Here is a 25,218-nt window from a genome sequence, read left to right as displayed (position 1 = left end):
TTTTTCCCCCCCCCCCCCCCAAAAAACCCAGACATGTAAACCTTCAAACACGCGAGCGGCGACTCCTCCCCTACGGGAAGAGCCGCCGCCTATCTATACCGCGCATCTACGCGTGTCTATGCAGTGCCCCCACTGGGACTCGAACCCAGAACACAAGGATTTTAAGTCCTCTGTCTCTGCCAATTGGACTATGAGGGCGTATCCCGAACAGTCCGGGACACAAATATTTATTATTCCACGAAAACGCACTCGAATCTAAGCAGAGACACATTTCAAACAGTTCCCCGCGCCCCGCCGCAGCAAGCATCACGCAAAAGCGCTGGTGGGCAGCTAAGCTAAACAGCTCGCAAGCATCCAAGCGCAAAATAGGCGGTGCAGAAGACCGAAGTCTTCCACACCGCCCGTTACTTTATCTCAGGTGCACTATCTCAGGAAGATAGACCCCAAGTCAGGCTATTTTAGAGCTTTGCCTTCTGGCGTGCCGGTGCGGTACCGGTTGCTTCCTGGAATGCCAGGCGCGGGGAGCGCTGGTGGCGGATCGAGGAGGTGTCGCGACCGAAGATCTGGTTCAGAGCCCAGGTGGTCATAACGCGAACGGTGCGCTCGGTGGTGGGGATTGCAGAGCCGTGGTAGCCGCGGTGCATGATCCATGCCAGCGGGCCGCCAATGGTCTTGCCCTTGAAGTTTGCAACGCCCTTCCACAGGCCCAGACCTGCCACAACACCAATGGTCTCGTGGTAGTAGTCGGTCAGGGGCTCGCCGCGGCGAGCAGCCAGCAGGTTCTTAGCCAGAACAACAGCCTGGCGGGAAGCGTGCTGAGCGTTGGGAACGCAGAAGCCGCCCACGCCGCCACCGGAGAGATCCGGAACAGCTGCGTTGTCGCCTGCAGCCCAAGCACCCTCGACCACGCCGTCGTCGCCGGTGACGCGCAGGTCTGCGCTCACGCGAACGCGGCCACGCTCGTCAATCGGGAAGTCGGTGTTCTTCAGCATCGGGGATGCTGCCACGCCTGCGGTCCAGATCAGGGTGTCGGTCTTGATCTCGCCTGCGGGGGACTTGTCAGCCATGTTGATCAGCTGCAGGTTACCGTCGGTTGCGTCGGAGAGGGAGGTGTTCAGCAGGATCTCGATGCCGCGCGCACGCAGCTCTGCAACGACCTTCTCTGCACGGTCTGCGGGAACCTCGGGCATGATGCGCGGTGCAGCCTCAATCATGACGAAGTGCAGGTCAGAAACGGAAAGACGCTCGTTGCGCTCAACAGCAACGCGTGCCATGTCTTCGAGCTCGGAGATGGTCTCAACGCCAGCGAAGCCACCACCAACAATGACGAAGGTCAGGGCACGGCGACGTGCCTCAGCATCACTGAGCATGGATGCAACCTCGATGCGATCCAGAACCCAGTTACGAACAGAAACTGCCTCTTCAATGGTCTTCAGACCGATAGCAACCTCTGCCAGACCCGGAATCGGGAATGCACGGGTCACTGCGCCTGCGCCGAGAACGATCTCGTCGTACTTCAGCTCGAAGGGCTCACCGTTGTCGGTGGGCTCCACAACAGCGGTGCGGTTTGCGTGGTCGATGGAGACAACACGGCCCGGAATCAGCTCGGTGTCGCGCAGGTGCTGGCGCAGCGGCACAGTTGCGTTACGGCCTTCCATGGAACCTGCTGCAACCTCGGGGAGGAAGGGCTGGTAAGTCATGTAGGGGTTCGGCTCAACGATGGTGACAACGCCACCGGTCTCCTTGATAGCCTTCTGAATCTTCTTAGCAACGGTGAAGCCGACGTAGCCGCCACCGACGATCAGGACGCGAGGACGGTCCTGTGCCACCTTAGTGAATGCCATTTTGTTACTTCCTAGTCTTTAGGTACCGAGGTTCGGTAGCCCCGGTAGGGTGGTATGCGTAACTTTCGGCTCGTTCCGAAAGCTCCCCTGACGAACAAAGCGGCCCGCTCTGGAAGTCCTTACGCAACGCGAAGTGGCTAGCAGCACGAGCCTGTCTATCACATACCTGTTATCTTCTATTTTACGCCTTTGTTTAGGTAATTTCGCACTTATGCCGTCTCAGGGCGCACCCTAAGTTAAAAGTTTTGCGCATCTGAACGGGGTTCACCCCTTAATGGTGGTTACGGTCAAAAACACCCTTTCCGATTTTTACGCGACGTGTTCGATATTTTCGTTTATTACTGCCTGTCCCGCCAGAACCCCCACCCCCAAACAATAAAACCCGGGGCCAACTCAAAAGTCAGCCCCGGGCGAACATATAAAGCTTCCATGTAGGAGAAAAACACCAGCAAACAGTACTAACGAGAGGTCCGGCGAGCACTCTTCCGTGCAGCTTCTTGAGACTTCTTCGACACGCGGCGAGTACCCCGATGAGACCCCGGATGATGCGCCGCCGCACGAGCCATCCGCGTAGCCTGCCCCGCGCTCACATGCATCCTGTGCAAACGATGCACCGAACCAGCCGTAATAATCGTCAGCCACAACACCAGCGCCGCCAAAATCACCGGCGGCAACCAGCCACGATCCTCCGGAGGGCGACGCGCATCCGGCGCAGCCGCCTTCACAATGCTCTCACCCTCCTCATGGACCGGCGCAGCATCGCTAGGAGTCGGATCGCTCACCTGCTGCTTACGGTGCACAGCAATCCACTCAGAAATCGAACCCAACGGATTAGCCGTCACCGTAGGCGCCGCCAAAGCCATCGCATCCTGCGGATTGAAAATACCGTAACCATACAAAGGGTCACGGCCCGTCGCACCAGCATCATCAGCCGAAGCAATCAAACGCTGAGCCAGCTGAGCCGCAGACTCCTTCGGATACTTCTGCTTCAACAACGCCGCAACACCCGTCACCAGCGGGGCAGCAGCCGAAGAACCAGACCAAATCATGTACCCGTTACCCGGAGCAGCCGCAATCATATCCGTACTCGGAGCAACCACAGCAATCGAAATGCCCTGAGTCGACGACCCCTCAGCAACAGCCTTCTTCCGGTCAATACCGCCCACGGTCAGCACGCCAGGAATCGTCGCCGGAGCACCAACCTGCGTCAAGCCGCTACCGCGGTTACCCGCAGCCGCAACAATCAGCACGCCCTTCTGCTCAGCGTAGGCAAACGCCTCATCCCAGCTCTGCGGCCAGCTCGTCTTATTCGAGCCAATCGACATATTGATAATCTGAGCCCCGTGGTCGACCGCATAACGCACCGCCGCCGGAATCTGCTCATCAATGCTCTTGCCGCCGGTCGTACCCATATTCAGCGAAATCGGCAGAATCTTCGCATCGGGAGCTACACCAATCACACCGGTCGGCTTACCCGGCTGACCTGCAATTGCAGAATAGCCCCGCGTATCGTGACCGTGACCGGCGATCAGAGAAGCAACCTCCGTGCCGTGCATCGGCTCAGCACCCAGGCCCTTCCAACCGTCCTCGCTACCCACGCCCGAGACATCGGTACCGCGCAGAACATTACCTTCAAGATCCGGGTGGGTACCGTCCACGCCCGTATCAATCACAGCAACCGTCACGCCCTTACCCGTAGCCTGCGACCACAAGGACGTAATGCCGTACTCATTCAGCCAATACTCACGCTGACGAACATCATCGCCGCTGGCAGTATCCGCGCCCTGACTTGGAGTTGCCGAAGTCTTTGGCACCGCAGTACCCGACGGCGAAGGAGTAGCCGTCACCTCCCTCTTCGGGCTCGGGGACGCAGAAGCTGAAGGCGTCGGGTCCGTCGCCCAAGCGGCAGGCGCCAGCGGGGTCCACAACGGCAGAAGAGTCAACGCGGCACTAGCGCCCAAAGCTGCAACCTTAGGGATGCGGCGAGTAGCGCCTCGGTCAGAACCAACCGAAGCGCGCACACCAAATACACGAGACGCACAGGCGAAAGACGGCGCAACAGACCAGCCGGGCAGGGGCATACCTCGCCGACGCTCAGAATGGAACATTAAAACTCCTCAAGCTGAGCCGCGCCGCGAACCACCATCGGTTCACGGCGCGAGCGCTCAAGCCTACAGCTGGGACAGAGCGATACCGTCCAGAATGTCGTGCTCGCTGACGGTCACCGAATCCACGGCACCATCAGTCATCTCATTCAGACGGGTCAGGATGCGAGCGTAAATCGTCGCGCCGGCACCAATCACATCCACCCGGCCGGGGTGCATGTAGCCGAGCTCCTCACGCTCGGCTCGGCTCAGCGAAGCCAACCAGCGGGCGGTCTTCTGAACGGTCTCTACGGAGAAGCTTTGAGCGTTAATAGCCTCAGAATCGTAGCGGTCCAGACCCAGCGCAACGGCAGCCACAGTGGTCGCGGTGCCAGCCACAGCCACCACACGGCGTGCATCCTGCAGGGGCACAGTCTTACGAGCCACCTCGAGAGCCTCGTCAGTATCAGCCTCAACACGGGCAATCTGCGAGTCAGTCGACGGGGCGCTCATCATGTGACGCTCAGTCAGACGCACACAACCAATATTGACGCTGCGGGAAGCCTTCACACCCGACTCGTCACCGAGCACGAACTCAGTCGAACCGCCACCCAGGTCGAACACCAGGGTATCGCCATCACCGTAACCGACAGCGCGCACCGCACCAGCAAAGGACAGAGCAGCTTCCTCATCACCGCTGATAACCTCGGGCTCAATACCCAAAATCTCGCGGATACCGTCCACAAACACCTGACGGTTACCCGCATCGCGAGTCGCACTGGTCGCCACAAAACGTACCGAATCAGCGCCGTGCTCCTTCAGCAACTGCGCGTACTCACGAGCCGCAGCGAAAGTACGGTCCAGCGCCTCCTGCGCCAGCCAGCCGGTCGCGTCCACACCCTGACCCAGACGCACAATGCGCATCTCACGCACAACGTCCTTCAGGACGGTCTTCTCGACCCCGTCCACCACCTCAGTAGTGGAATCAGCAATCAGCAGGCGAATAGAGTTCGTACCGCAGTCAATCGCTCCAACGCGCACGGTGGGTTCCTTTCAGGTCTTCAATACCAATCAGTGCCAAAGGCAACGCGAGCGCCGCAGGCGAAAAATTTTCGCTTTTCGGCGCTCTTTCTTCTATCTATTATGCGCCCGCACCGTCCTTCAAGACGATGCGGGCGCACCAGAATCAATATTTAGGCTTCTTCACGCCACGCGGGGTCGCAGGAGCAGACCTCGGGGGTCCACCACTCGGCGATAGCGTCCAGGCCGCGGTCACCCATCGGGTTCACGCCGCGACCCACCGACAGAGTGTGGCCGATAACAGCGTGCAGGCACTTCACGCGGGTCGGCATACCGCCGGCAGAGATACCGTCAATCTCCGGGACCTCTTCGGTGCCGCTGATCAGGCGGATGCGCTCACGCTCAGCCAGGTAGTTCTCGTGTGCGGCAGCGTACTGTGCCGCCAAGTCGGCGTCCTCAGCCAGCGAGTCGGTCATCTCGTACATCAGGCCGCCCGCCTCCAGGCGGGAAGCCGCAGCGGTAATCACCGGATGCGCCAGGTAGAAAACGGTCGGGAAGGGGGTGCCGTTGCTCAGGCGCGGCGCGGTAGCAGCCACGAGCGGGTTACCGCACACGCAGCGTGCCGGAATCTCAATCACGTCGCGGACCTTACGGCCCAGCTGCGCGGAGAGAACGCGGATGTCCTGCTCGGTGGGGGTCAGGGTTTCAACAGTTACGCCGAAGCCGCCGGGGGTGCGTGCCTTCAGCTCTTCAATGGTGTTTTCGGTGCTCATAATCCTAAGTTTCTGGAACGAGGGGTCACCTCGTCCGCTTATGCCGGGTGCTTGCCAGGGCGGGGGTTCCTGCCGGCAGCTGGGGCTAGTTCTTCTCGAGAGAATTCCAAACCTTCGTGGTCCAGGCTTCCTCGGGGGCGTTCTTCGCATTCGCAGAAGTACCGTCCGCCTTCGTGGAGTCCTCGGTAATGCCGGTGACCACGTAGGGGGTGTCGCCGGGGTTCACATAGTAGAGGCGGCTACGTGCCTGCTGGCGAACGTAGTTGTCGTCGTTCCACCAGGTCTGCTCCGCCTTCAGCTGGGCGTTCTCCTGTTGCAACTGGGAAATGTGCGCGTTGATCTGCTTAATTTCCCGATCCTGGTCAATGTAGGTGACCACCGGGTATGCGGTACCGAGCGCAATCACGCCCACCACAACAGTAGTCAGGAAGCTACGACCGGAGAACATATGAGCCGCCACGGGGGCGTCGTATCCGCCTTCTTCACTGCCCTGCTGGGCTGCGGCGCGGCGGCGGGCGCGCTCCTCACGGCGAGCCTGCGCCTGACGTTCACGCTCGGGGTGGCGCTGGTTCAAGCCCACGCCGAAGAAAAGGGCACTAGCCTTTTTCATCAGGGAGGTGCGGGCTTCCTTAGCGGCGCCACGCGGCGCATCGGAGGCGGTAGCGCCCTGAGCGGGTGCAGTGGAACTCGTAGAGTGCGACCGGGTCTGCTGGTTTGCTCGCTGGCTCATTGCTCTATCCCTCGTTCCGTTCTGTGCCGCTAAACGCTTCCTTCATATTCTACCGGGTTCGGAGGGCTTCCCCAGCTCTATGTTGCAAGCGATACATTCTACCCTGCCACGGCATACCTGAGCTGATAGATCGCGCACAGAGAAGGAGGCGGTGCCACTCCCCTACGGGGTAGCACCGCCTCCTTGACGTCTAACCGCTCACGCGGTCGGATGCTTCAGTAACTTATGCCTTGAAGCGGGGGAATGCGGACTTGCCAGCGTAAACAGCTGCCTCGCCCAGCTCTTCCTCGATGCGCAGCAGCTGGTTGTACTTAGCAACGCGCTCGGAACGTGCGGGAGCACCGGTCTTTATCTGGCCAGCGTTGGTTGCAACAGCCAGGTCAGCGATGGTGACGTCCTCGGTCTCACCGGAACGGTGAGAAACCATGCAACGGTACTCGTGGCGCTGTGCCAGCTCCATTGCGTCGAGGGTCTCGGTCAGCGAACCAATCTGGTTCACCTTCACGAGCAGAGCGTTAGCTGCGCCCTCTTCGATACCGCGAGCCAGGCGCTCGGGGTTGGTCACGAACAGGTCGTCACCGACAATCTGGACCTTGTCGCCGATCTGCTCGGTCAGGGTCTTGTAGCCCTCCCAGTCGTTCTCATCCAGGGGATCCTCGATGGAAACCAGGGGGTACTTTGCAACGAGGTCAGCGTAGTATGCGCTCATCTCAGCTGCGGACTTCTTCTGGCCCTCGAACTCGTATGCACCGTCGTTGTAGAACTCGGAGGATGCAACGTCCAGTGCCAGTGCAACCTGCTCGCCCGGCTTGTAGCCAGCCTTCTCGATTGCCTCAACGATCAGGTCCAGTGCAGCTGCGTTGGACTCCAGGTTGGGTGCGAAACCACCCTCGTCGCCCAGGCCGGTTGCCAGGCCGCGGTCGTGCAGCACGGACTTCAGGGAGTGGTAAACCTCAACACCTGCGCGCAGAGCGTCAGAGTAGTTGTCGAAGCCGATGGGAGCAATCATGAACTCCTGGATGTCAACGTTGGAGTCTGCGTGAGAACCACCGTTGAGGATGTTCATCATGGGGACGGGCAGAACGTGAGCGTTCGGGCCGCCGAGGTACTTGTACAGGGGCAGGTCAGCGGACTCAGCAGCAGCCTTAGCAACAGCCAGGGAGACACCCAGGATTGCGTTTGCGCCCAGCTTGCCCTTGTTGTTAGTTGCATCCAGAGCAATCATGGCTGCGTCAACAGCGCGCTGGTCGGAAGCCTCAATGCCGATGACCTCTTCAGCGATTTCTTCGATAACAGACTTCACTGCGCCCAGAACGCCCTTGCCCAGGTATACGGACTTGTCGCCGTCGCGGCGCTCAACAGCTTCCCACTCACCGGTGGATGCGCCCGAGGGCACAGCTGCGCGTGCGAAAGCACCGTCTTCGAGCAGAACCTCAACCTCAACGGTCGGGTTGCCACGGGAATCCAGGATCTGGCGTGCGTGAACTGCGGTAATAACAGCCATGAATTGTTCTCCTTATGAGATGTCAAGGATGTGAACGGCTCACCCGGTAGTGGACAAGTCGCGTCCCCTAAATTCTAGCAAAACTCCCACACAAACACACTAGTTGCCACCGCTTTTTTATTGCCTTAATGAAGGTCTCAATAACCCTTAGTCAGGCGCTACAAAGCGGAACAAGACCCACACTCCCCCACATTGTGAGGGTGTGGGTACTCCCCCAAAGCACAACATGAGCCCAAATGCCGGGGTATGTGCCACGAGCATCCTCACGGTTGCCCAACACAACCCCAAACAAACAGAAGGCGCTTTGAAACCTTTCATTCCCTCAGAGAACAGATTTCAAAGCGTCTCACAGAAGAACTCAACCAGCGTTTCTAATAGCTCGGCTCATCATGCGTATGCTGAGCAATATAGCGACGAGTGTACGAACGCAGGGCACGCTCCGGATCCAAACCATTACGCTGTGCGCGGCTCACCAACGCAAAGAGCAGCTCGCCGAATTCCTCTTCAGTGTGCATATAGCGCAGGTCGTCCTCCATGCTCGTGGGCTCCGGCGGCAGAATAATACCCGCCTTACGTGCCTTCACAGCAGTCTTCTCAGCCATAGCGAGCGCCGGCAGATGCGGTGGAATACCATCCAGCGCGCCACGGTCGCTCTTCTCCTTCTTCTTCAACGCATCCCACGCCGCCTGCTGCTCAGCCGCGGTGCGAGGCGCCTCCGAAGAGCCCTCAGACTCAGCCGCAAACACATCGGGGTGGCGCGAACGAAGCTTCTGCACAAGGCCCTCAACCACCTGCACGATGTCGAAGCCCTGCGGGTTTGCCGCAGCAATATCAGAGTGGAACACCACCTGTAGCAGCACGTCGCCCAGCTCCTCACGCAGCAGCGGCATATTCGGCTCGCCGCCGGTTTCTACCGCCTCGACAACCTCGTAGGCTTCCTCCACCAGGTAGCGGATTAGGGAGGCGTGAGTCTGCTCAGCATCCCACGGGCAACCGCCCGGTGCGCGCAGCAGCGCCATGGTTTCCACCAGGGTGCCGAAGGCTTCAGCCGCGCGGGCGGCAGTGTCCTGAACGTTCTGCGCCGCAGAAGCCTCAGGAGTATTAGAGGTATCAGTCATAACAATCTTCCTCATCGAAAAAATGACAAACATAGCGCGCCGCGCCGACCCCCACACGGGGAGCCGGCGCGGCACACCTTACAAGGTTTTAGAGGTTCCAGTGCGAAAGCGCGCTCGTCATATGAGCCGGGATCTTCGAACCCAAACGCGGGAACATACGCAGCTCCTCAACGTAACGCTCAGCATCCAACGGACGCGGGTAGGTGACAAACGCCTGCTCATTCGCATAATCGAATGCCGCCTGAACCGGCACGCCCGGGGTGAAGGTCAGGCTCATAGCCAGCGGCGAGCCCTCGCCCTCGCTGTACGAGTCGGTCTTCAGCGCCGGAATGTCCAGCAGGGTTTCGGGAATCAGCTCGAAGGTACGGACCTGCTCCCAGAAGCCGTTGCGGCGCACGTGGGTCAGGGCGTCGTAGTAGGAACCGAGGGCGCGTACACGAATCAGCACGGTAGTGGCGTCCTTTGCGGTGCCGTTCTCGCCGAAGAGGTGCTCGACGACCGGCGCCAGACGCTGAGCGACCTGAGCCTCGGTCAGAACCAGGTTACCGGCTGCCAGCTGAGTCTCCGAGGGAACCAGCGGGCTCTGCACCGCGGCGGAGGGGGTGTCCGGCTCAGCCACGATGGTGGGCAGCTGGTTGAGCTCGCTCAGCGCGGATGCCGAGATGCTGGAGGAGATACCTGCCGGGGTGCTCTCCGGCAGGGCAACCGGGGTGGTCGCCGCAGCGGGTGCCGCCTCTGCTACAGGTGCTGCCGGTGCAGTCTGAGCGGTAGCCTCGGAGGCGGGCGCAAGCGCTACGGGAGCCTCAGCAATCTTAGCTGCGGGGGTCACCTCAACGATCTTGAGCTCAGCGACCTTCTCAGCGGGCTCTTCCTGAACGCCGGTAGCCTTCGCAGCGGCGCCGGCGGTGCCCACAGCGGCAGCTGCGGCAAGAGCACCAGCCAGGCCGGGAGCGACAGATGCGCTCTCAGCGACGGGCTCAGCGTCTTCCAGGGCAGGTGCCTCAGCGTGCGCTTCAGCGGAAGCAGCGGAGGTCTCCTGCTCAGCCAGCAGTTCAGAGTCGTCCAGGAACGCGGGCAAGGCGGGCTCTTCAGCCTTCTCTGCGACCGGCTCATCAGCAGATTCCTCAACGGGCTGGGTACGATCCAGAGTGAAGGACTCAGCAACCACGGGAGCGGCAGCCTTCTGTTCCTCGACAGCCGAAGCTTCCTCAGCGGGTGCTTCCTCAGCAACTGCGGCAGTTTCCTCAGCGGCAGGAGCTTCTTCCTCTGCATCCAGCTTCTTCTGAGCGTTGGCAACGATGGCAGCCAGGGCGGCTTCCATGTCTTCGCCAGACTCATCAAGCTCCTCAGCGGAGGTCTCAGAAGCCTCAGATGCCTCAGCGGCAGACTCTTCAGCCTGCTCAGTCTCGGGCTCTACGGTAGCCGCACCGAAGACCGGGTCGTTCTCGTAATCGTGCTCGAATTCAGCTTCAACCGGCGCAAACTCAGTCTGAGCAGGTTCGTCAGAAGCTTCGACAGATTCCTCTACGTCTTCCTTCTCCTGTGCGGAGGCGACAGCGGCACCAGCCGCTACGGTACCGGCCGCAGCAAGACCGGCGGCAGGCAGCAGACCCGAAGAGGTACCCTCTTCAGCAGCCTCAACGACAGGCTCTTCAGTGGATTCAACAGCGGCCTCAGCCTCGTTAGCCGCCTGCTTCTGAGCAAGCTCAGCCTCCAGCTCACGCTCGATAGCCTCACGCTCAGCCTCAACCGAGTCAGCACGCTGAACAGCAGCTTCCTGAGTCTCCTCCTGCGAAGTAGCCTCAGCAGCCTCAGCGGTTGCAACGGGCTTAGCCTCGACAGCGGTGCCCTCCAGCAGGAAGCTCTCACGGGTGGTCTGGCCGTCCGCCATACCCAGGTAGGATGCGTGAACCTCCAGGCCGTCACCTAGACGCGGGTTCAGAGAGACCGCCGCGCGGTTCCAGGTTGCGCCGGCCTGCTGAGCCTCGGTGTACAGTGCCGCCACGGGTGCGAACCAGTCAATGCCGGGCACCACAATGCCGGTTTCGACCTCGCGACCGCGGTGCAGCAGACGGTAGTGCATATCCTCATCCACCTGGCGCAGTTCCAGGCTCATGGTGCCCGAACCGCGGGTGCGCATGAGCTCCGCCAGGCCATAGAGGGCACGCTGCTTGGGGAGAGCGGGCAGGGTCGCTGCGCCCTCTGCGGGCTCGCTCAGGATGATGGACTCGGCAACCAGCTCTGCCTCGTCTTCGCTGAGCTTCTGCTCAGCTTCCTTCAACTCTGCAGCGGGCTCCTGAGCGGACTCTTCACGAGCGGAAGCCTCCTGCTTCTCGGCTTCCTTCTTATCGATGGCCTCTGCGGTCAGAGCGACCCCCTGAGAGGTACCCTTTTCTGCCTTCTCCTCAGCCTTATCAGCCTTTGCGGCGGAGGCAACAGCAGCGGCAGCAGCCACGGGTGCAGCAACAGCGGCAAGAGCAGGAGCTACAGAGGAGCTCTCGACGGGCTCGTCGTCCTCAGAACCGGAGCCTTCAGCCGCGGAGTCCTCAATCTTGGTAGCAGGCTCTTCCGTAGCGGTTTCTTCCGCGGTGCTGTCCTCAACAGCGCTTTCTTCAACAGCGGAAGTGTCAAAGATCAGCTCTGCGGTGTTCTCTTCTTCAGCGTCGAAGTCCTCAGCCTCGAGCGATTCAGAGACGGACGCTTCGTGCTTCTCCTCAACGGATACAGCGGAGAGCAACTCGGTCTCATCAGAGACCGCGTCTTCTTCCTCAGTAAGTTCAGATGCCAGCAGTTCAGGTGCCTCAACGACAGCCTCAATCGGCTCTTCCTCACCAGCGGCAACAGGCTCTGCAGCCTCTTCTACGCCTGCGGTAAGGTCAATGGTCTCCTCGGATTCGAAGTCTTCAGTAGCATCAGCAACAGGTGCGGGTGCCTCAGAGGCCTCAGCGTCTTCGACAGATTCAGCAGCTTCAGTGGACTCGGGTGCCTCAGCGGACTCTGCTTCCTCAGCAACTACCTCATCAGCGGGAGCTTCTTCAGCGATTACCTCATCGGAGGCGACCTCGCCGAAAGTCTCCTCTTCGCTATCGAGGGTGATGCCCAGGCGAGCAGCGTAGGCTGCCGCCAGGTCGTCCAGGCCGGCGTTCTGTGCCTCGGTGACAGCGGCGCGGGTGCGGGCAGTCTTCAGGTCTTCTGCGGTCAGGGAGTCTTCAGCACCTGCAGATACGTCCTCAGCTGCAGATGCAGAATGAGCGTTCTCAGACTTGTTCTCAGTAGCTTCTACAACAGCGTCAGCAACCTCAAGCTCTTCGCCACCCTCTGCCTCGTCTGCAGCCGCTTCAGCGACCTCAGCGGCAGTATCTTCGACATTCTGGGCACGCAGAGCACGTAGGTGCTCTTCAAACTGGGAACGTGCATCCGCTGCAGCGTCCTTAGGCTCTTGCTCCTCGACAGATGCATCCTCAGCTGCAGACTCTTCGTCATCGCGCAGGAACGCGGGCGTTGCGGGCTGAGCAGCCTCAGCAACCGGCGAAGCGTCTTCTTCAACGTCCTGGGTCTCAGCAGCCTGCTCAACCTCAACAGGCTCCTCAGCCTCCTGGGGGAAAACACCAAGCGCCGCCAACAGGCTACGGCGTTCCTGCTCCTCAGCCTGTTCCTCGGTCAGCTCATCAGCAGCGGAAGATTCTTCAACCTTCTCATCGCCGTGCAAGAGGGCGCGTTTGAGGTCCTCAACAGCGCGGTGCTCTTCGTTCTGCTCTTCATCGTGGTTCTGGTGGCGTGTGCTTTCAGACTTCACGAAGCGGCGCAGGGAGTCCTCCCACTGCTGCTGTTCCATAATCTTCTGGCTCAGTCGCGCATTCTTGGGAGCGTCTTCGCTTACCTGTTCCTTCTGGACCTTAGCAGTTTCGGCACTCTGTTCTTCGCGCGACTGCTCATCCAACTTCTTCTTGCCGATTCCAAAGAAGCTCATTGGGTGTCCTCCTCCGGCGTGCGCCGTGTGATGATGCGCCACCTCCTTCATCCCCCGCAGGTGTGTGGGCACGGGGTCGGAAACATGACGCAAATGTCCTCATAATCCTTTTAATTCTATCGCGTGCATAGAGTTTCACCCCGCTACTCGGTGAGAGGTAACGGGGTGAAACTTCTACACTTTTCAAGGCTTAATGCGGCTATAGAGTCGCGCCTTCAAGACTGCAGAATAAGCTTTCGAAAAGCTCTTTAGCGTGCCTCATCGCGGATGGGGTTCGCTGCCTTCGCAGCCTTCGCCAGCTCAAAACGGACGGCGCGCAGGGCAGTTGCCGCCATGACGCGCACACCAATGCCGATTGCCTGCTCGCTCGGGGCGTAATCGCCCTGGTGCAGATCGTAGGTGGGGTCGCCGGGGGCACGGGTGCCCAGGCGGAACATGGAGCCGGGAACTTCCTGCAGCATCCACGCGAAGTCTTCGCCGCCCATGGACTGCTCAACCAGCACAATGGAGTCTTCGCCCAGTTCGGCGCGAGCCGCGTTCTCCAGCATGGTGGTTTCCAGGTCGGTGTTCACGACCGGGGGCACTCCGCGGATGTGCTCCACACGCGCGGTCACGCCGAAGGGTACGGCAACCTGCTCGATGACTTCATCCAGCATGTTGCCTGCCTGACGCCAAACCTCAACATCCAGGCAACGCATGGTACCCGCCAGGTAGCCCTCGGCGGGAATAGCGTTGGGAGCAACACCAGCACTGACCTGGCCCCAGGCGACCAGCACGCCCGAACGCACGTCGGTGCGGCGGGTCAGCACGGCGGGAACCTGCACAGCAATCTGGCTCATCGCATAGATGAGGTCCTCAGTCAGATGCGGGCGAGAAGTGTGGCCACCGTGACCGCTCAGGTGAATCTTGATGGTGTCGGATGCGCTAGTAATCGCACCGATACGGGTACCAATCTGGCCCAGGTCCACCTTCGGGTCGCAGTGCAGAGCAAAGGCGCGCGGAATGTCCTTCAGCAGACCCTGCGAAATCATCTGCACCGCACCGCCGGGCAGCTGCTCCTCAGCGGGCTGGAAGAGAATACGGACGCTACGGCCCAGCGGGGTCTTCTCGTTCAGCTCGTGCAGTGCCAGCGCCACACCGAGCATGACGGTCTGGTGAATATCGTGACCGCAGGCGTGCATCACGCCGGGCACGGTAGAAGCATAGGGCAGGTCGGTCTGCTCAACAATGGGCAGAGCGTCAATATCGGCGCGCAGAGCCACAGCGAAGGGGCCGCTCCCGATATCTACGTAGCAGCCGGTACCTTCGCAAGCAACGGGGTTCATGCCGGCTTCTCGCAGTCGATTCATGAGGCGCTCAGTGGTCGCCACTTCACGGAAGGAAAGCTCCGGGTTGGCGTGCACTTCGCGGCGGAACTGCACGAGGGTACCCATCATGCGCTCCACCCAGTCGTCGAAGACAGGGGTGGACAAATCGTAGCGAGAATTAGCGAAAACCATACACAGTAGAATAACGCCGTCCGCCGGGGTTTACCTACCCGCTCCCCCTTTCTGACAGCCCTCGAGAATATCTATGACTTTATGACAGATTGTGAAGAGTACTCCTGCCCGCCGAAGCCCCGTTCAATGCTCTGCCCCGCGATTTGAAGCCGGTCCTTTTCTGTTAAAAAGATTCAAGCCGCCACCCGGCGTGGGTGACGGCTTGAATCGTCAATGCTGTATCAGCTGACACCGCGTACTCAGATTAGAGCGAGCGGCTCAGGATTGCCTGCTTCACCTCGGCAATAGCCTTGGTGATCTGGATGCCACGGGGGCAAGCCTCGGTGCAGTTGAAGGTGGTACGGCAACGCCATACGCCTTCCTTGTCGTTGAGGATCTCCAGACGCAGGTCGCCTGCATCATCGCGCGAGTCGAAGATGAAGCGGTGTGCGTTCACGATAGCGGAGGGGCCGAAGTACTGACCGTCGGTCCAGAAGACCGGGCAGGACGAGGTACATGCTGCACAGAGGATGCACTTGGTGGTGTCATCGAAACGTGCACGGTCCTCAATGGTCTGCAGGCGCTCACGCTCAGGCTCGTTCGAATCGTTGATGAAGAACGGCATGATTTCGCGGTATGCCTGGAAGAAGGGCTCCATGTCAACGATGAGGTCCTTTTCGCAGGGCAGACCCTTGATGGGCTCAACGGTAATCGGCTTGGTCAGGTCAAGGTCCTTCAGCAGGGTCTTGCAAGCCAGGCGGTTACGGCCGTTGATGCGCATTGCGTCCGAGCCGCAGATGCCGTGTGCGCAGGAGCGGCGGAAGGAGACGGAGCCGTCTACTTCCCACTTGATCTTGTGCAGAGCATCCAGCACGCGGTCGGTGCGGTACATGGTCAGCGGGAATTCATCCCAGTACGCCTCGGAGGAAACTTCCGGGTTGTAGCGACGAATCTTGATGACCACATCGTACGTGGGGATGGAGTCGGAGTCGCCGCCGGTCATACCCTCAAACAGCTTGACGGATTCCGGTTCGGGGAGTTCGTTTTCAGCCATTTTAGTACTTACGCTCCTTCGGCTCGTAGCGGGTGTAGACAACGGGCTTGGTTTCGAATCGCAGGCCCTTGACACCCTCAAACTCGGATTCGGGGTCGAGGTAGACCATCGAGTGCTTCATGAAGTTGACATCGTCACGCTTGGGGAAGTCCTCGCGGTAGTGACCACCACGGGATTCCTTACGGTGCAGCGCGCCAACGGACATGACCTTTGCCAGCTCAATCAGGAAGCCAAGCTCAACAGCCTCAAGCAGGTCGAGGTTGAAGCGCTTGCCCTTGTCCTGGATGGAGATGTTCTTGTAACGCTCTTCCAATTCAGCGATGGTTGCCAGTGCTGCGCGGATGGTCTCGTCGGTACGGAACACCTGCATGTCAGCTTCCATAGCCTTCTGCAGGTCTGCGCGGATAGCGCCGACCTTCTCGGTGCCCTTGCCTTCGAGGATGCCGTTGAGCATGTTGAGAACGCGATCTGCTGCGTCGTCCGGAACCGGTACGAACTCAGCGGATGCTGCGTACTCTGCTGCCTTGCGGCCTGCACGCTTACCGAACACGTTGATGTCCAGCAGGGAGTTGGTGCCCAGACGGTTTGCACCGTGGACGGACACACAAGCAACCTCACCAGCTGCGTAGAGGCCGGGGATGGTCTCTTCGCTGTTGTGGTAGACCTCGGTCTCGTTGTTGGTGGGGATACCGCCCATTGCGTAGTGCGCGGTGGGGAACACCGGGATGGGCTGGTGGTGCGGTTCCACTGCCAGGTAGGTACGAGCGAACTCGGTGATGTCCGGCAGCTTCTCGTCGATGTGCGAGGGCTCCAGGTGGGTCAGGTCCAGCAGCACGTAGTCCTTGTGGGGACCGCAGCCGCGGCCTTCGCGCACCTCGTTTGCCATTGCACGTGCCACGATATCGCGGGGTGCGAGGTCCTTAATGGTGGGTGCGTAGCGCTCCATGAAGCGCTCACCGTCAGCGTTACGGAGAATACCGCCTTCACCACGAGCACCCTCGGTGACGAGAATGCCCAGGCCAGCCAGGCCGGTCGGGTGGAACTGAACGAATTCCATGTCCTCCAGGGGCAGGCCTGCACGCAGTGCGATAGCCATGCCGTCACCGGTGAGGGTGTGTGCGTTGGAGGTGGTCTTGAAGATCTTGCCACAACCGCCGGATGCGAAAATCACGGACTTAGCCTGGAAGACGTGGACCTCGCCGGTTGCCAGGTCGTAGGAGACGACGCCTGCGGGGCGGGGCTTGCCCTCTTCGTCCTTGACCAGGATCAGGTCGAGAACGTAGAACTCGTTGTAGAACTCCACATTGTGGCGAACGCAGTTCTGGTAGAGGGTCTGCAGAATCATGTGGCCGGTACGGTCAGCTGCGTAGCACGCGCGGCGCACAGCAGCCTTACCGTGGTCACGGGTGTGACCGCCGAAGCGGCGCTGGTCAATGCGGCCTTCGGGGGTTCGGTTGAAGGGAAGGCCCATCTTTTCCAGGTCGAGCACAGCGTCAATAGCTTCCTTAGCCATGATTTCTGCTGCGTCCTGGTCAACCAGGTAGTCGCCACCCTTGACGGTGTCAAAGGTGTGCCACTCCCAGTTGTCCTCTTCAACGTTAGCCAGAGCGGCGCACATGCCACCCTGTGCTGCGCCGGTGTGGGAGCGGGTGGGGTATAGCTTGGTCAGTACCGCGGTGCGAACTCGCTGGCCGGCCTCAATGGCGGCACGCATACCTGCGCCACCGGCACCGACGATCACTACATCGTACTTATGTACCTGCATGATGTTCTTTCTGTGTTTTAGATGTTTTCGTTTGTCTCGGATACGTCGCCGTTAGCGTGCCGAGCAGAAGCTGGGAAGCAGATTAGCCGCTGCGCCCGAGGGGCAGGGGTCGAATGCGAAGATGGTGAGGGTACCAACCAGCAGGACGAATGCGCATGCTGCGAAGAGGATGACCTTCAGCCAAATACGCAGGCGGTCCTTCTCAGCGTAGTCATCGATGATGACGCGGATACCGTTAGCACCGTGCAGCATAGCCAGCCAGAGCAGCAGCAGATCCCAGACCTGCCAGAAGGGGTTCGCCCACTTGCCGCCCACGAAGCCGAAGTCGATGGCGTGGATGCCGTCGCCGACCATGAGGTTGGAGAACAGGTGACCGAAAATCAGCACGACGAGTACAACGCCGGACAGGCGCATACCCAGCCAAGCGAACATCTCAAAGTTGTTGCGCTTGGAGGAGGAGCGGTTGTACTTCACACCGTCGATGCGGTTGTCACGCAGACGGGGTACATAGGTGCGGGGCTTAAGCGGAGTAGCCATAGTTTAGTGACCTCCCATGTGCGAGAAAACGATCGGCAGGTGACGTGCTGCGAAGCCAGCAACGGTGATTGCCCAGAGGAAAAGCACAACCCAGAGAATCTTGATGTGCGTGTAAGTTGCCTTCTGGCTGATTTCGACGTTGCCGTCCTTGTTCTTCGCCTGGATGTGCTCCACGTGTGAGTTGGTTGCCTTACCCCAGAAGTCAATGAGGATAATGCGGATACCGTTGAACGCGTGGTAGACGATGGCGGCAACAAGCGCGGTCTCACCCAGACCCATGATGGGGTTCTTGTACAGGCTCAGTACGCCATTGTAGGCCTCCGGGGAGATACGCACGACGGCAGTATCCAGGATGTGTACAAGAAGGAAGAAGAAAATCGCGATACCGGTAATGCGATGAGCAACCCAGGACCACATGCCCCAGCGGCCGCGGTAGAGGGTTCCTTTAGAACCATTCAACACTGAATAACCTCCTGCTGCGACGGCGAGCTTCCGGGTTCTGAGGGGTCATTGTGACCCTCAGCTTCCGGGCACAGCTGTGTGCTCACCGACTGCTTTTGTTCGTCTGTTACTTCCAAGATATCAGGTAAATTCACAGCTTATTGACACCCTGTTTAGGGAATTTTTACAGGTTCTAAAAGTGAATTAGGGCATGTTTTTATTACCATATCGCCTACTTCCCCGTGTTTGTGGGGAACTTACCTTAACCTAACCTCAAACATCGCCTAAATGAGAGCCGCCTGACACTTTTTTGTTAAAACCTAAAAGAATTCGATATATGACAAATTCACCCGCTATTCTTGAAGCGATGAATACTGCACTCACTCGATTCCGCCCGCTCATTCCCGCCGGCGGTGTTGGCTCGCGTTTGTGGCCCCTGTCCCGCGCGCACGCCCCGAAGTTCCTGCTCGACCTCACCTCGTCGGGCAATTCTCTGCTGCGTGACACCTACGACCGTCTCATCGATCTCAGCAACGGTTCCGTCATGGTGGTTACCGGCACTTCGCACGCCAATGCGGTTACCCAGCAGATTCCTGAACTGCGGGCCGCTGACCTGGTACTGGAGCCCTCCCCCAAGGATTCGGCTGCAGCTATCGGCTTGGCTTGCGCCATCATCCACCGCCGCGAACCGGACGCTATTATCGGCTCCTTCGCAGCTGACCACGTCATCAGCCCGGTGGACGAGTTCCACCGTGTGGTGACCGAGGCTGTCATCACCGCGGCAACCGGCAAGATTGTCACCATCGGCATTACCCCCACCGAGCCCTCCAGCGCGTTTGGCTACATTCACGCCAGCGAGTCCCTGGGCATCGAGGGTGCACCCAACGCGCACGCGGTGGACACCTTCGTGGAGAAGCCGGACACCACTACCGCACAGAAGTACCTGGATTCCGGCGAGTACACCTGGAACGCAGGCATGTTCGTGGCACCGGCAGCCCTGATGCTCAAGCACCTCGAGGCGAACGAGCCCGAGCTGTACGCGGGCATCATGGAGATTGCTAACGCATGGGACACCCCCGAGCGCGAGGCCGTCATGGAGCGCGTGTGGGAGACCCTGCCCAAGACCGCTATCGACTACGCTGTGGCTGAGCCCGCTGCGGCAGCGGGCGACGTTGCAATGGTTCCCGGTTCCTTCAGCTGGGACGATGTGGGAGACTTCGACGCTGTGGCACGCCTGAACACCGAGAAGAGCGGCGAAGAGCTGACCATTCTCGGCGAGAAGGATAACGTTATCAACCACGGTTGTTCCGGCATTATTGTCGCGAATACCGACCGCAAGATCTCTATCCTTGGCCTCGACGATATCGTTGTGGTGGACACCCCCGACGCCCTGTTGGTCGCTCCGCGCTCCAAGGCACAGGCTGTCAAGGATGCAGTGGGTGAGGTCAAGGCGCGAGGCTTGAACAACCTCCTCTAAATTTTTGGCTCTGAGTAGGTACATGAGCCTTACTCGAGCAAAAGATACCTCTAGAGACCGGCTCTCTTCTTTTCGGAAGGGAGCCGGTTTTTTATGCCCTGATGAGCCATTTCGCGAGTCGATTCAAGGCTTTCACCTAGTGGGGGCACAAAAGGACACTTCCTTCGGCTGGGCAGGGGCAGAATACCTTACACACCCCGCGCAGATTGCACTTCCAGACTCTGATACGAGCCAAGGATCAACCACTATAGAGAACCATTCTCATGTTAATCTTGGTACATGCACATGACCCGTAAGTTTTTCCTCACCCGTGCCGGCGCACTCGGCGCAGTAGCCGCACTCGCCCTGACCGCATGCGGCTCCCAGACCACCCAGAACGCCCAGACCAGCCCCAGCGCCTCCACCTCTGCAAGCGCAACCCCCGCCCCTATCACCGAAGGCAAGGGCGCGGCAAGCCGCGTCGCCATCACCTACGACGGCGGCGTGCTCGTCTACGACGCCAAGGACATGAAGTTGCTCGCAGACATCCCCAAGGAAGGCTTCCTGCGCCTCTCCGACGCTGGCGATAACCGCCACCTCGTCGTTGCAGACGGTAACAGCTACACCTTCCTGGACACCGGCGTATGGTCCGTAGCGCACGGCGACCACTCGCACTACTACACCACGTCCCCGTCGCTGTCCTCGCTGTCTCTTGCGGCTGACCACACCGGTCACGTCATCAAGGACAACGGCAAGGTCGCGGCATTCGCTGACGGCACCGGCTCCTTCGCCGTGTACGACCCGGCGAAGCTGACCCACGATAAGCGCACCGCTTCCTCCCTGGAGACCACCACCGTCACCCTGCCGCAGCCGCACCACGGCTTCGCAATCCCGCTGCCCAACGACCAGTACCTGGTAGCGGTTGGCGACTCGAAGACCCGCACTGGCGCCGCTGTTGTGGACGCACAGGGCAAGACCGTCATCGAGAGCCCCGCCTGCCCCGGCGTTCACGGTGAAGCCATCGCCAAGGACGGCGCGTTCTCCATCGGTTGCACCGACGGCGCGCTGGTCTACAAGGACGGCAAGTTCACCAAGATCACCAATCCCGAGGACCCGTACTCGCGCTCGGGTAACCAGGCTGGCAAGGCTGACTCCCAGTACGTTCTGGCGGACTACAAGACCGACAAGGACGCTAAGCTGGAGCGCCCCGAGAAGTTCTCCATTATCGACACCGTTGCGGCAACCCGCACCGTCTACTCCCTGCCTTCTGGCGTGAGCTACACCTTCCGTTCGCTGGCTCGCGGCCCCCAGGGTGAGGCGCTGCTGCTGACCACCGACGGCAAGCTGCGTGTCTTCGATCCGGCGACCGGCGCGGAGCTGGGCTCCGTACAGCTCATGGAGGCGTGGACCGAGTCTGAGACCTGGCAGGACGAGCGTCCGGCACTGTGGGTGGACGGTAAGACCGCCTACGTGACCGACCCGGCGACCAAGAAGCTCATTGCGGTGTCCCTGTCGAACCCGGCAGCACCCAAGGAGCTGATGAGCGTGGAGCTTCCGAAGACCCCGAACGAGATTCTGGGTGTCTCCTCCTCGAACGCTGCACCGGTTGAGGCTGAGGCTCACGGTTCTGAGGCACACGGCACTGCTTCATCCTCGGCTTCGGCTGACGCGCACGAGTCCGGCGAGGCTCATGAGGGCCACTCCCACTAGGGCTCTCACGCTGAGATAAACCTAGCGAAAACATAAAGAGAGATGCGACCGATAACTTATCGGTCGCATCTCTCTTTACGTTTATACGCCAGCTACTAGCGCAACGGCAGAACCGTCATCTCTTCCCAGTCCTGCCCGTCATAGGAGTAGCAGTGTAGGTGATCCACGGTGAAGGTGCGCTGCTCGGCGGGCAGAGCATCAAACACCTCACGGGCGTTCGCCACCTGCTCTTCCGTGAGCCCGTGACCCAGGGTCACGTGCGGCACGTAGGGGAAGGACGCCGCGCCGGCACCGAATAGCTCAACCAGCTTCTGGTGAATCTGCTCGAACTCGGCCTTGCCCGCCTCCAGGTTCAGGTACTCCACCTCGGTGACCGGGCGGAAGGAGTGCACCGAACCCCAGCGCGCCTCAAAACGCGGCGTGTCCAGCGCCTCGCGGAACTGCGGGGAGTGCACCTCAGCCATTAGAGACTCGTTCAGCTCCGTCAGGTACACGGTCACGTGGGTGCTGATAGGCGCCACCGCACCACCGGCTACCGCGCGCTTCCACTCTTCCAGGCGCTGAACATTCTCACCGCTCACATGCGCAATAACGCTCAGGTAGCGGTGACCGGGTTTCAGGGTCGGGGATACAGGAGCCGTCGTGGGGCTCGAAGAGTTCTCTTGTGCTGTCATCTCAATCGTGCAGGTAATGCGGCGTCTCAGCCGGACTGGCTGAACAGCGCGCTAGATTGCGGCGGCAGGCAGGAAGCCAACCTTCTTGTACACGTTCTCAATGGTGACCGTAGCGATCTCGCGGGCGGCGGAGGCACCCACGGCCAGCAGGCGGTCCAGCTCAGCGGGGTCGTCCATCAGCTCGAGGGTGCGCTCGCGCACCGGAGCCAGGCGGTCCACCACGATATCGGCCAGGTCGACCTTCAGGTGGCCGTACATCTTGCCCTCGTAGCGTGCCACAATCTCGTCGATGCTCTCGCCGGTCATGGCCGAGTAGATAGAGAGCAGGTTGGACACGCCGGGCTTGGCCTCGCGGTCGTAGGCGATGACGGAGCCGTCGTCGGTCACGGCGGACTTAATCTTCTTCTGGGTAACCTTGGGGGTGTCCAGCAGCTTGATGAGGCCCTTGTCGGATGCCGCCGACTTGGACATCTTCGAGGTCGGGTCCTGCAGGTCGTAAATCTTGGCGGTTTCCTTCAGAATCACCGGCTCGGGCACCACGAAGGTCTCACCGAAACGGGAGTTGAAACGCTGAGCCAGGTTACGGGTCAGCTCCAGGTGCTGACGCTGGTCCTCACCCACGGGCACGCCGTCCACCTGGTAGAGCAGGATGTCGGCAGCCATCAGAATCGGGTAGGTGAACAGGCCCACGGAGGCGTTCTCGGCGCCCTGCTTCTGGGACTTGTCCTTGAACTGGGTCATACGGGAGGCCTCGCCGAAGCCGGTGAAGCAGTTCAGAACCCACGCCAGCTGGGCGTGCTCGGGCACGTGCGACTGCACGAACAGCGGGGTGCGGGTCGGGTCAATGCCGGAGGCGATATACTGCGCCGCGGTCAGGCGGGTACGCTCACGCAGCTCCTCGGGGTTCTGAGGAACGGTGATGGCGTGCATATCCGGGATAAAGAACAGACATTCGTTATTCGGGTCGTCCTGCAACGCCACCCAGTTGTTCACAGCACCAATGTAGTTACCCAGGTGCATCGAATCAGCCGACGGCTGCGCACCCGAGTAGATACGTGCCTTCTGCTGAGAGGCGTTAGGGATGAGGGACTTATCCTGCTTCTTTTCGTCTGCCATAGTTATTTCCTGTGCAGTTCTTCCTGTGCGGTGCTGCGGACGGTGCAGCACATCTTCAAAAACTTATCTGTAGGTGGGTCCGCGTCTTACTCACCGATGCGGTAGTCAACCACGAGCGGCGCGTGATCGCTGAAACGCTCGTCGTAGCTTGCCGCGCGGTCCACGACCGCTTCCACGGCGCTTTCGGCGAGCGCCGGGGTCGCCATGTGGTAGTCGATACGCCAGCCTGCGTCATTATCGAACGCCTTACCGCGGTAAGACCACCAGGTGTAGGGGCCGGGCACCTGACCCGCCAGCTCACGAGCCACATCGCGGTAGCCGATATCGCCGAAGAAGCGGTCAAAGTAGGCGCGTTCCTCCGGCAGGAAGCCGGCACGCTTCTGGTTAGCCTTCCAGTTCTTAATGTCCAGCTCGGTGTGGCCCACGTTCAAATCGCCCACGATGAGCACGTGGTCCGAGTGCTTTGCCAGTTCAGGCATGCGCACCAGCATGCGCTCCAGGAAGCGGTACTTATCGTCCTGCTTCTGGGTGCCGACCTCACCGGAGTGAACGTAGGCGCTGACCACGGTCAGGGTCTTACCGTTGGGCAGAACGTAGTCCGCCTCAACCCAGCGGCCCGAATCGTCAAAGTACTCTTCGCCAATATTCGAGCGGGTCGCCACCGGCTGATTCTCCAGGACTTCACCGGCCGAGTTCGGGGTGCGGCGGGTCGCCACCAGTACACCGGCGCGGCCCTTCGCGGCAGCCTCCGCGTGCAGAATATGCCACTGGGATTCGTCCAGCAGCTCACGCACGATAGCGTCGGGGGCGCGCACCTCCTGCAGGCAGAGAATGTCGATGTCACGGCTCGCCAACCACGCCGCCATATCCTTCTTGTAGGCGGCTCGGATACCGTTCACATTCACGCTCGCCACGCGAAGCAGACCGCTCGGGCGCGGTGCAGGGGTGTTAGAAAAATGCATAGTCTTAATTATGCCAGTTTGAAGGAAGAGAAATTTTCACTCGTGCGCGTTTTTTCTCTGGCTGAACGGTAAACTATTGGGTGATGAATTCACACTCCTCACAGACCACCGACCACGGTACCCCCTCACATTCTGCGGGCACCTCCGCCTCCGAAAGTACCGCTCACAACACTGAGAGCCGCTACGAGCTACCCCCGATTCCCGGCCCGAAGTACGAGCAGGTCATCCACTACATTGAGCAGCGCTACATTATTCCCGGCAAGCCCGGCGATAAGCTGCCCACCGAACGTATGATTCAGCAGAACTTTGGGGTGAGCCGCCAGACGGTTCGTAGCGCCCTGAAGGTCCTGATTGAACGCGGCCTGCTCTACAACGTGCAGGGCTCCGGCACCTACGTTGCCGAGCGCACCGACGCCACCTACATTCCGCGCGTGGACACCTTCGTTGACGATATGTGCCGCCGCGGTTTTGAGGGCTCCACCCGCATGATTGCGACCCGCTGGGTGGACGCCACCGAAGAGATTTCCACCCACCTATCCGTGCCGGTGGGCGAGCAGGTGCTGTTCGTGCGCCGCCTGCGTCTTGCCGACCACGAAGTCATCGGCTTTAAGCGTTCCTACTTTGTCAAGGCCGCCGCAAGTAGCATCCTGGACGCCATGATGGCGGAGATGTCCGGTGCGATGAGCTCGCTAGACCAGCTTGCCGACACCCCCAACGCCATTAAGCACGCCCGCGTACGCACCAGCGCGGCGCTCTTCACCGACGCCGACGCCGAGGCGTTCAACCAGCAGGTTCCCGTGGGCGAGGCGGCGTTCAAGGTCTGCGCGACCGGCTACACCGAAGAAGGTAGCCCCGTAGAGTACGCAGAGACCTTGTACCTTGCCGATGCCTACTTCTACGAGATGATTCTCTAGCACCTGCCTTTTCTCTTGTGATGACAGTGTGAAGGGCGGTGCCCCGGTAGATTGTTCTACCGGGGCAC

The 25,218-nt window shown here is 60.2% G+C and carries 19 protein-coding genes and 1 tRNA gene; 3 read left to right on the top strand and 17 right to left on the bottom strand.

All coding sequences use genetic code 11. The features are described 5' to 3' along the window. Positions 1 to 124: 124 nt before the first annotated feature. From HMPREF2710_RS08260 to sdhC, 14 genes are all read right to left on the bottom strand, one after another. Positions 125 to 198, bottom strand: a tRNA-Leu gene (locus HMPREF2710_RS08260). A gap of 260 nt (positions 199 to 458) precedes the next feature. Continuing rightward, entirely contained in the window at positions 459 to 1,844 is a 1,386-nt protein-coding gene (locus tag HMPREF2710_RS08255) for an NAD(P)/FAD-dependent oxidoreductase (RefSeq protein ID WP_005506850.1), read from the bottom strand. Positions 1,845 to 2,302: 458 nt separating this feature from the next. Continuing rightward, positions 2,303 to 3,952, bottom strand: a complete 1,650-nt coding sequence (locus tag HMPREF2710_RS08250) for a S8 family peptidase (RefSeq protein ID WP_070600591.1) — start codon at positions 3,950 to 3,952, stop codon at positions 2,303 to 2,305. Positions 3,953 to 4,015: 63 nt separating this feature from the next. Further along, complete coding sequence (locus HMPREF2710_RS08245; protein WP_070600589.1) at positions 4,016 to 4,969, bottom strand: Ppx/GppA phosphatase family protein; 954 nt, start codon at positions 4,967 to 4,969, stop codon at positions 4,016 to 4,018. Positions 4,970 to 5,121: 152 nt separating this feature from the next. Further along, positions 5,122 to 5,721, bottom strand: coding sequence for a DUF501 domain-containing protein (locus tag HMPREF2710_RS08240; protein WP_049341514.1), 600 nt, complete (start codon positions 5,719 to 5,721; stop codon positions 5,122 to 5,124). Positions 5,722 to 5,806: 85 nt separating this feature from the next. Then, positions 5,807 to 6,451, bottom strand: coding sequence for a septum formation initiator family protein (locus HMPREF2710_RS08235; RefSeq protein WP_070600587.1), 645 nt, complete (start codon positions 6,449 to 6,451; stop codon positions 5,807 to 5,809). A 223-nt stretch (positions 6,452 to 6,674) separates the two neighbouring features. After that, on the bottom strand, positions 6,675 to 7,955 hold the full coding sequence (gene eno, locus HMPREF2710_RS08230) for a phosphopyruvate hydratase (protein WP_005506838.1): 1,281 nt from the start codon (positions 7,953 to 7,955) through the stop codon (positions 6,675 to 6,677). A 371-nt stretch (positions 7,956 to 8,326) separates the two neighbouring features. Further along, the gene (locus HMPREF2710_RS08225) at positions 8,327 to 9,073 is read right to left on the bottom strand and encodes a nucleoside triphosphate pyrophosphohydrolase (protein ID WP_049346817.1); all 747 of its coding nucleotides are present in this window, start codon (positions 9,071 to 9,073) and stop codon (positions 8,327 to 8,329) included. An 88-nt stretch (positions 9,074 to 9,161) separates the two neighbouring features. Further along, positions 9,162 to 13,043, bottom strand: a complete 3,882-nt coding sequence (locus tag HMPREF2710_RS08220; protein WP_070600585.1) for an ornithinee aminotransferase — start codon at positions 13,041 to 13,043, stop codon at positions 9,162 to 9,164. A gap of 248 nt (positions 13,044 to 13,291) precedes the next feature. Next, positions 13,292 to 14,542, bottom strand: a complete 1,251-nt coding sequence (locus HMPREF2710_RS08215; RefSeq protein WP_012904078.1) for an amidohydrolase — start codon at positions 14,540 to 14,542, stop codon at positions 13,292 to 13,294. A 244-nt stretch (positions 14,543 to 14,786) separates the two neighbouring features. After that, complete coding sequence (locus HMPREF2710_RS08210) at positions 14,787 to 15,575, bottom strand: succinate dehydrogenase iron-sulfur subunit (protein WP_005508960.1); 789 nt, start codon at positions 15,573 to 15,575, stop codon at positions 14,787 to 14,789. Between the two features lies 1 nt (position 15,576). After that, positions 15,577 to 17,340 carry a succinate dehydrogenase flavoprotein subunit gene (gene sdhA / locus HMPREF2710_RS08205; RefSeq protein ID WP_070542594.1) on the bottom strand — a complete coding sequence of 588 codons (1,764 nt, stop codon included), beginning with the start codon at positions 17,338 to 17,340 and terminating at the stop codon, positions 15,577 to 15,579. Positions 17,341 to 17,391: 51 nt separating this feature from the next. Beyond that, entirely contained in the window at positions 17,392 to 17,877 is a 486-nt protein-coding gene (locus HMPREF2710_RS08200) for a succinate dehydrogenase hydrophobic membrane anchor subunit (protein ID WP_012904082.1), read from the bottom strand. A gap of 3 nt (positions 17,878 to 17,880) precedes the next feature. Then, the gene (gene sdhC, locus HMPREF2710_RS08195; RefSeq protein ID WP_005506819.1) at positions 17,881 to 18,339 is read right to left on the bottom strand and encodes a succinate dehydrogenase, cytochrome b556 subunit; all 459 of its coding nucleotides are present in this window, start codon (positions 18,337 to 18,339) and stop codon (positions 17,881 to 17,883) included. Between the two features lie 346 nt (positions 18,340 to 18,685). On the opposite strand from sdhC, the gene HMPREF2710_RS08190 reads away from it, so the two are divergent. Both HMPREF2710_RS08190 and HMPREF2710_RS08185 read left to right on the top strand, forming a co-directional pair. Then, entirely contained in the window at positions 18,686 to 19,795 is a 1,110-nt protein-coding gene (locus tag HMPREF2710_RS08190) for a mannose-1-phosphate guanylyltransferase (RefSeq protein ID WP_049362038.1), read from the top strand. Positions 19,796 to 20,080: 285 nt separating this feature from the next. After that, positions 20,081 to 21,484 (top strand): hypothetical protein, encoded by a 1,404-nt coding sequence (locus HMPREF2710_RS08185; protein ID WP_239669164.1) that lies wholly within the window; start codon positions 20,081 to 20,083, stop codon positions 21,482 to 21,484. 95 nt (positions 21,485 to 21,579) lie between these two features. Here the strand turns inward: HMPREF2710_RS08185 and HMPREF2710_RS08180 are convergent, their stop codons facing one another. The 3 genes from HMPREF2710_RS08180 to HMPREF2710_RS08170 all read right to left on the bottom strand — a co-directional run bounded on the left by HMPREF2710_RS08180 (position 21,580) and on the right by HMPREF2710_RS08170 (position 24,236). Next, positions 21,580 to 22,158, bottom strand: coding sequence for a 2'-5' RNA ligase family protein (locus tag HMPREF2710_RS08180; protein WP_049362032.1), 579 nt, complete (start codon positions 22,156 to 22,158; stop codon positions 21,580 to 21,582). A gap of 51 nt (positions 22,159 to 22,209) precedes the next feature. Continuing rightward, positions 22,210 to 23,274, bottom strand: coding sequence for a tryptophan--tRNA ligase (gene trpS / locus HMPREF2710_RS08175; RefSeq protein ID WP_049362031.1), 1,065 nt, complete (start codon positions 23,272 to 23,274; stop codon positions 22,210 to 22,212). Positions 23,275 to 23,360: 86 nt separating this feature from the next. Further along, positions 23,361 to 24,236: an exodeoxyribonuclease III gene (locus tag HMPREF2710_RS08170; protein ID WP_005506814.1), complete on the bottom strand. Its 876-nt coding sequence runs from the start codon at positions 24,234 to 24,236 to the stop codon at positions 23,361 to 23,363. 80 nt (positions 24,237 to 24,316) lie between these two features. Between HMPREF2710_RS08170 and HMPREF2710_RS08165 the strand changes: the two genes are divergently transcribed. Then, positions 24,317 to 25,150 (top strand): GntR family transcriptional regulator, encoded by an 834-nt coding sequence (locus HMPREF2710_RS08165; protein WP_070600583.1) that lies wholly within the window; start codon positions 24,317 to 24,319, stop codon positions 25,148 to 25,150. Positions 25,151 to 25,218: the final 68 nt, after the last annotated feature.

Origin of the sequence: Rothia sp. HMSC069D01 (genome assembly GCF_001810135.1) — a bacterium.
Classification (GTDB): Bacteria; Actinomycetota; Actinomycetes; order Actinomycetales; family Micrococcaceae; genus Rothia.
This window is presented reverse-complemented; position numbering and strand designations above follow the sequence as displayed.

Bases quoted from the DNA above. Each gene is read 5' to 3' on its own strand.
- HMPREF2710_RS08235 (WP_070600587.1), bottom strand. From the start codon at position 6,451: ATGAGCCAGCGAGCAAACCAGCAGACCCGGTCGCACTCTACGAGTTCC.
- HMPREF2710_RS08170 (WP_005506814.1), bottom strand. From the start codon at position 24,236: ATGCATTTTTCTAACACCCCTGCACCGCGCCCGAGCGGTCTGCTTCGC.
- HMPREF2710_RS08200 (WP_012904082.1), bottom strand. From the start codon at position 17,877: ATGGCTACTCCGCTTAAGCCCCGCACCTATGTACCCCGTCTGCGTGAC.
- HMPREF2710_RS08255 (WP_005506850.1), bottom strand. From the start codon at position 1,844: ATGGCATTCACTAAGGTGGCACAGGACCGTCCTCGCGTCCTGATCGTC.
- eno (WP_005506838.1), bottom strand. From the start codon at position 7,955: ATGGCTGTTATTACCGCAGTTCACGCACGCCAGATCCTGGATTCCCGT.
- HMPREF2710_RS08240 (WP_049341514.1), bottom strand. From the start codon at position 5,721: ATGAGCACCGAAAACACCATTGAAGAGCTGAAGGCACGCACCCCCGGC.
- HMPREF2710_RS08225 (WP_049346817.1), bottom strand. From the start codon at position 9,073: ATGACTGATACCTCTAATACTCCTGAGGCTTCTGCGGCGCAGAACGTT.
- HMPREF2710_RS08190 (WP_049362038.1), top strand. From the start codon at position 18,686: ATGAATACTGCACTCACTCGATTCCGCCCGCTCATTCCCGCCGGCGGT.
- sdhA (WP_070542594.1), bottom strand. From the start codon at position 17,340: ATGCAGGTACATAAGTACGATGTAGTGATCGTCGGTGCCGGTGGCGCA.
- HMPREF2710_RS08215 (WP_012904078.1), bottom strand. From the start codon at position 14,542: ATGGTTTTCGCTAATTCTCGCTACGATTTGTCCACCCCTGTCTTCGAC.
- HMPREF2710_RS08185 (WP_239669164.1), top strand. From the start codon at position 20,081: ATGACCCGTAAGTTTTTCCTCACCCGTGCCGGCGCACTCGGCGCAGTA.
- HMPREF2710_RS08180 (WP_049362032.1), bottom strand. From the start codon at position 22,158: ATGACAGCACAAGAGAACTCTTCGAGCCCCACGACGGCTCCTGTATCC.
- trpS (WP_049362031.1), bottom strand. From the start codon at position 23,274: ATGGCAGACGAAAAGAAGCAGGATAAGTCCCTCATCCCTAACGCCTCT.
- HMPREF2710_RS08250 (WP_070600591.1), bottom strand. From the start codon at position 3,952: ATGTTCCATTCTGAGCGTCGGCGAGGTATGCCCCTGCCCGGCTGGTCT.
- HMPREF2710_RS08220 (WP_070600585.1), bottom strand. From the start codon at position 13,043: ATGAGCTTCTTTGGAATCGGCAAGAAGAAGTTGGATGAGCAGTCGCGC.
- HMPREF2710_RS08210 (WP_005508960.1), bottom strand. From the start codon at position 15,575: ATGGCTGAAAACGAACTCCCCGAACCGGAATCCGTCAAGCTGTTTGAG.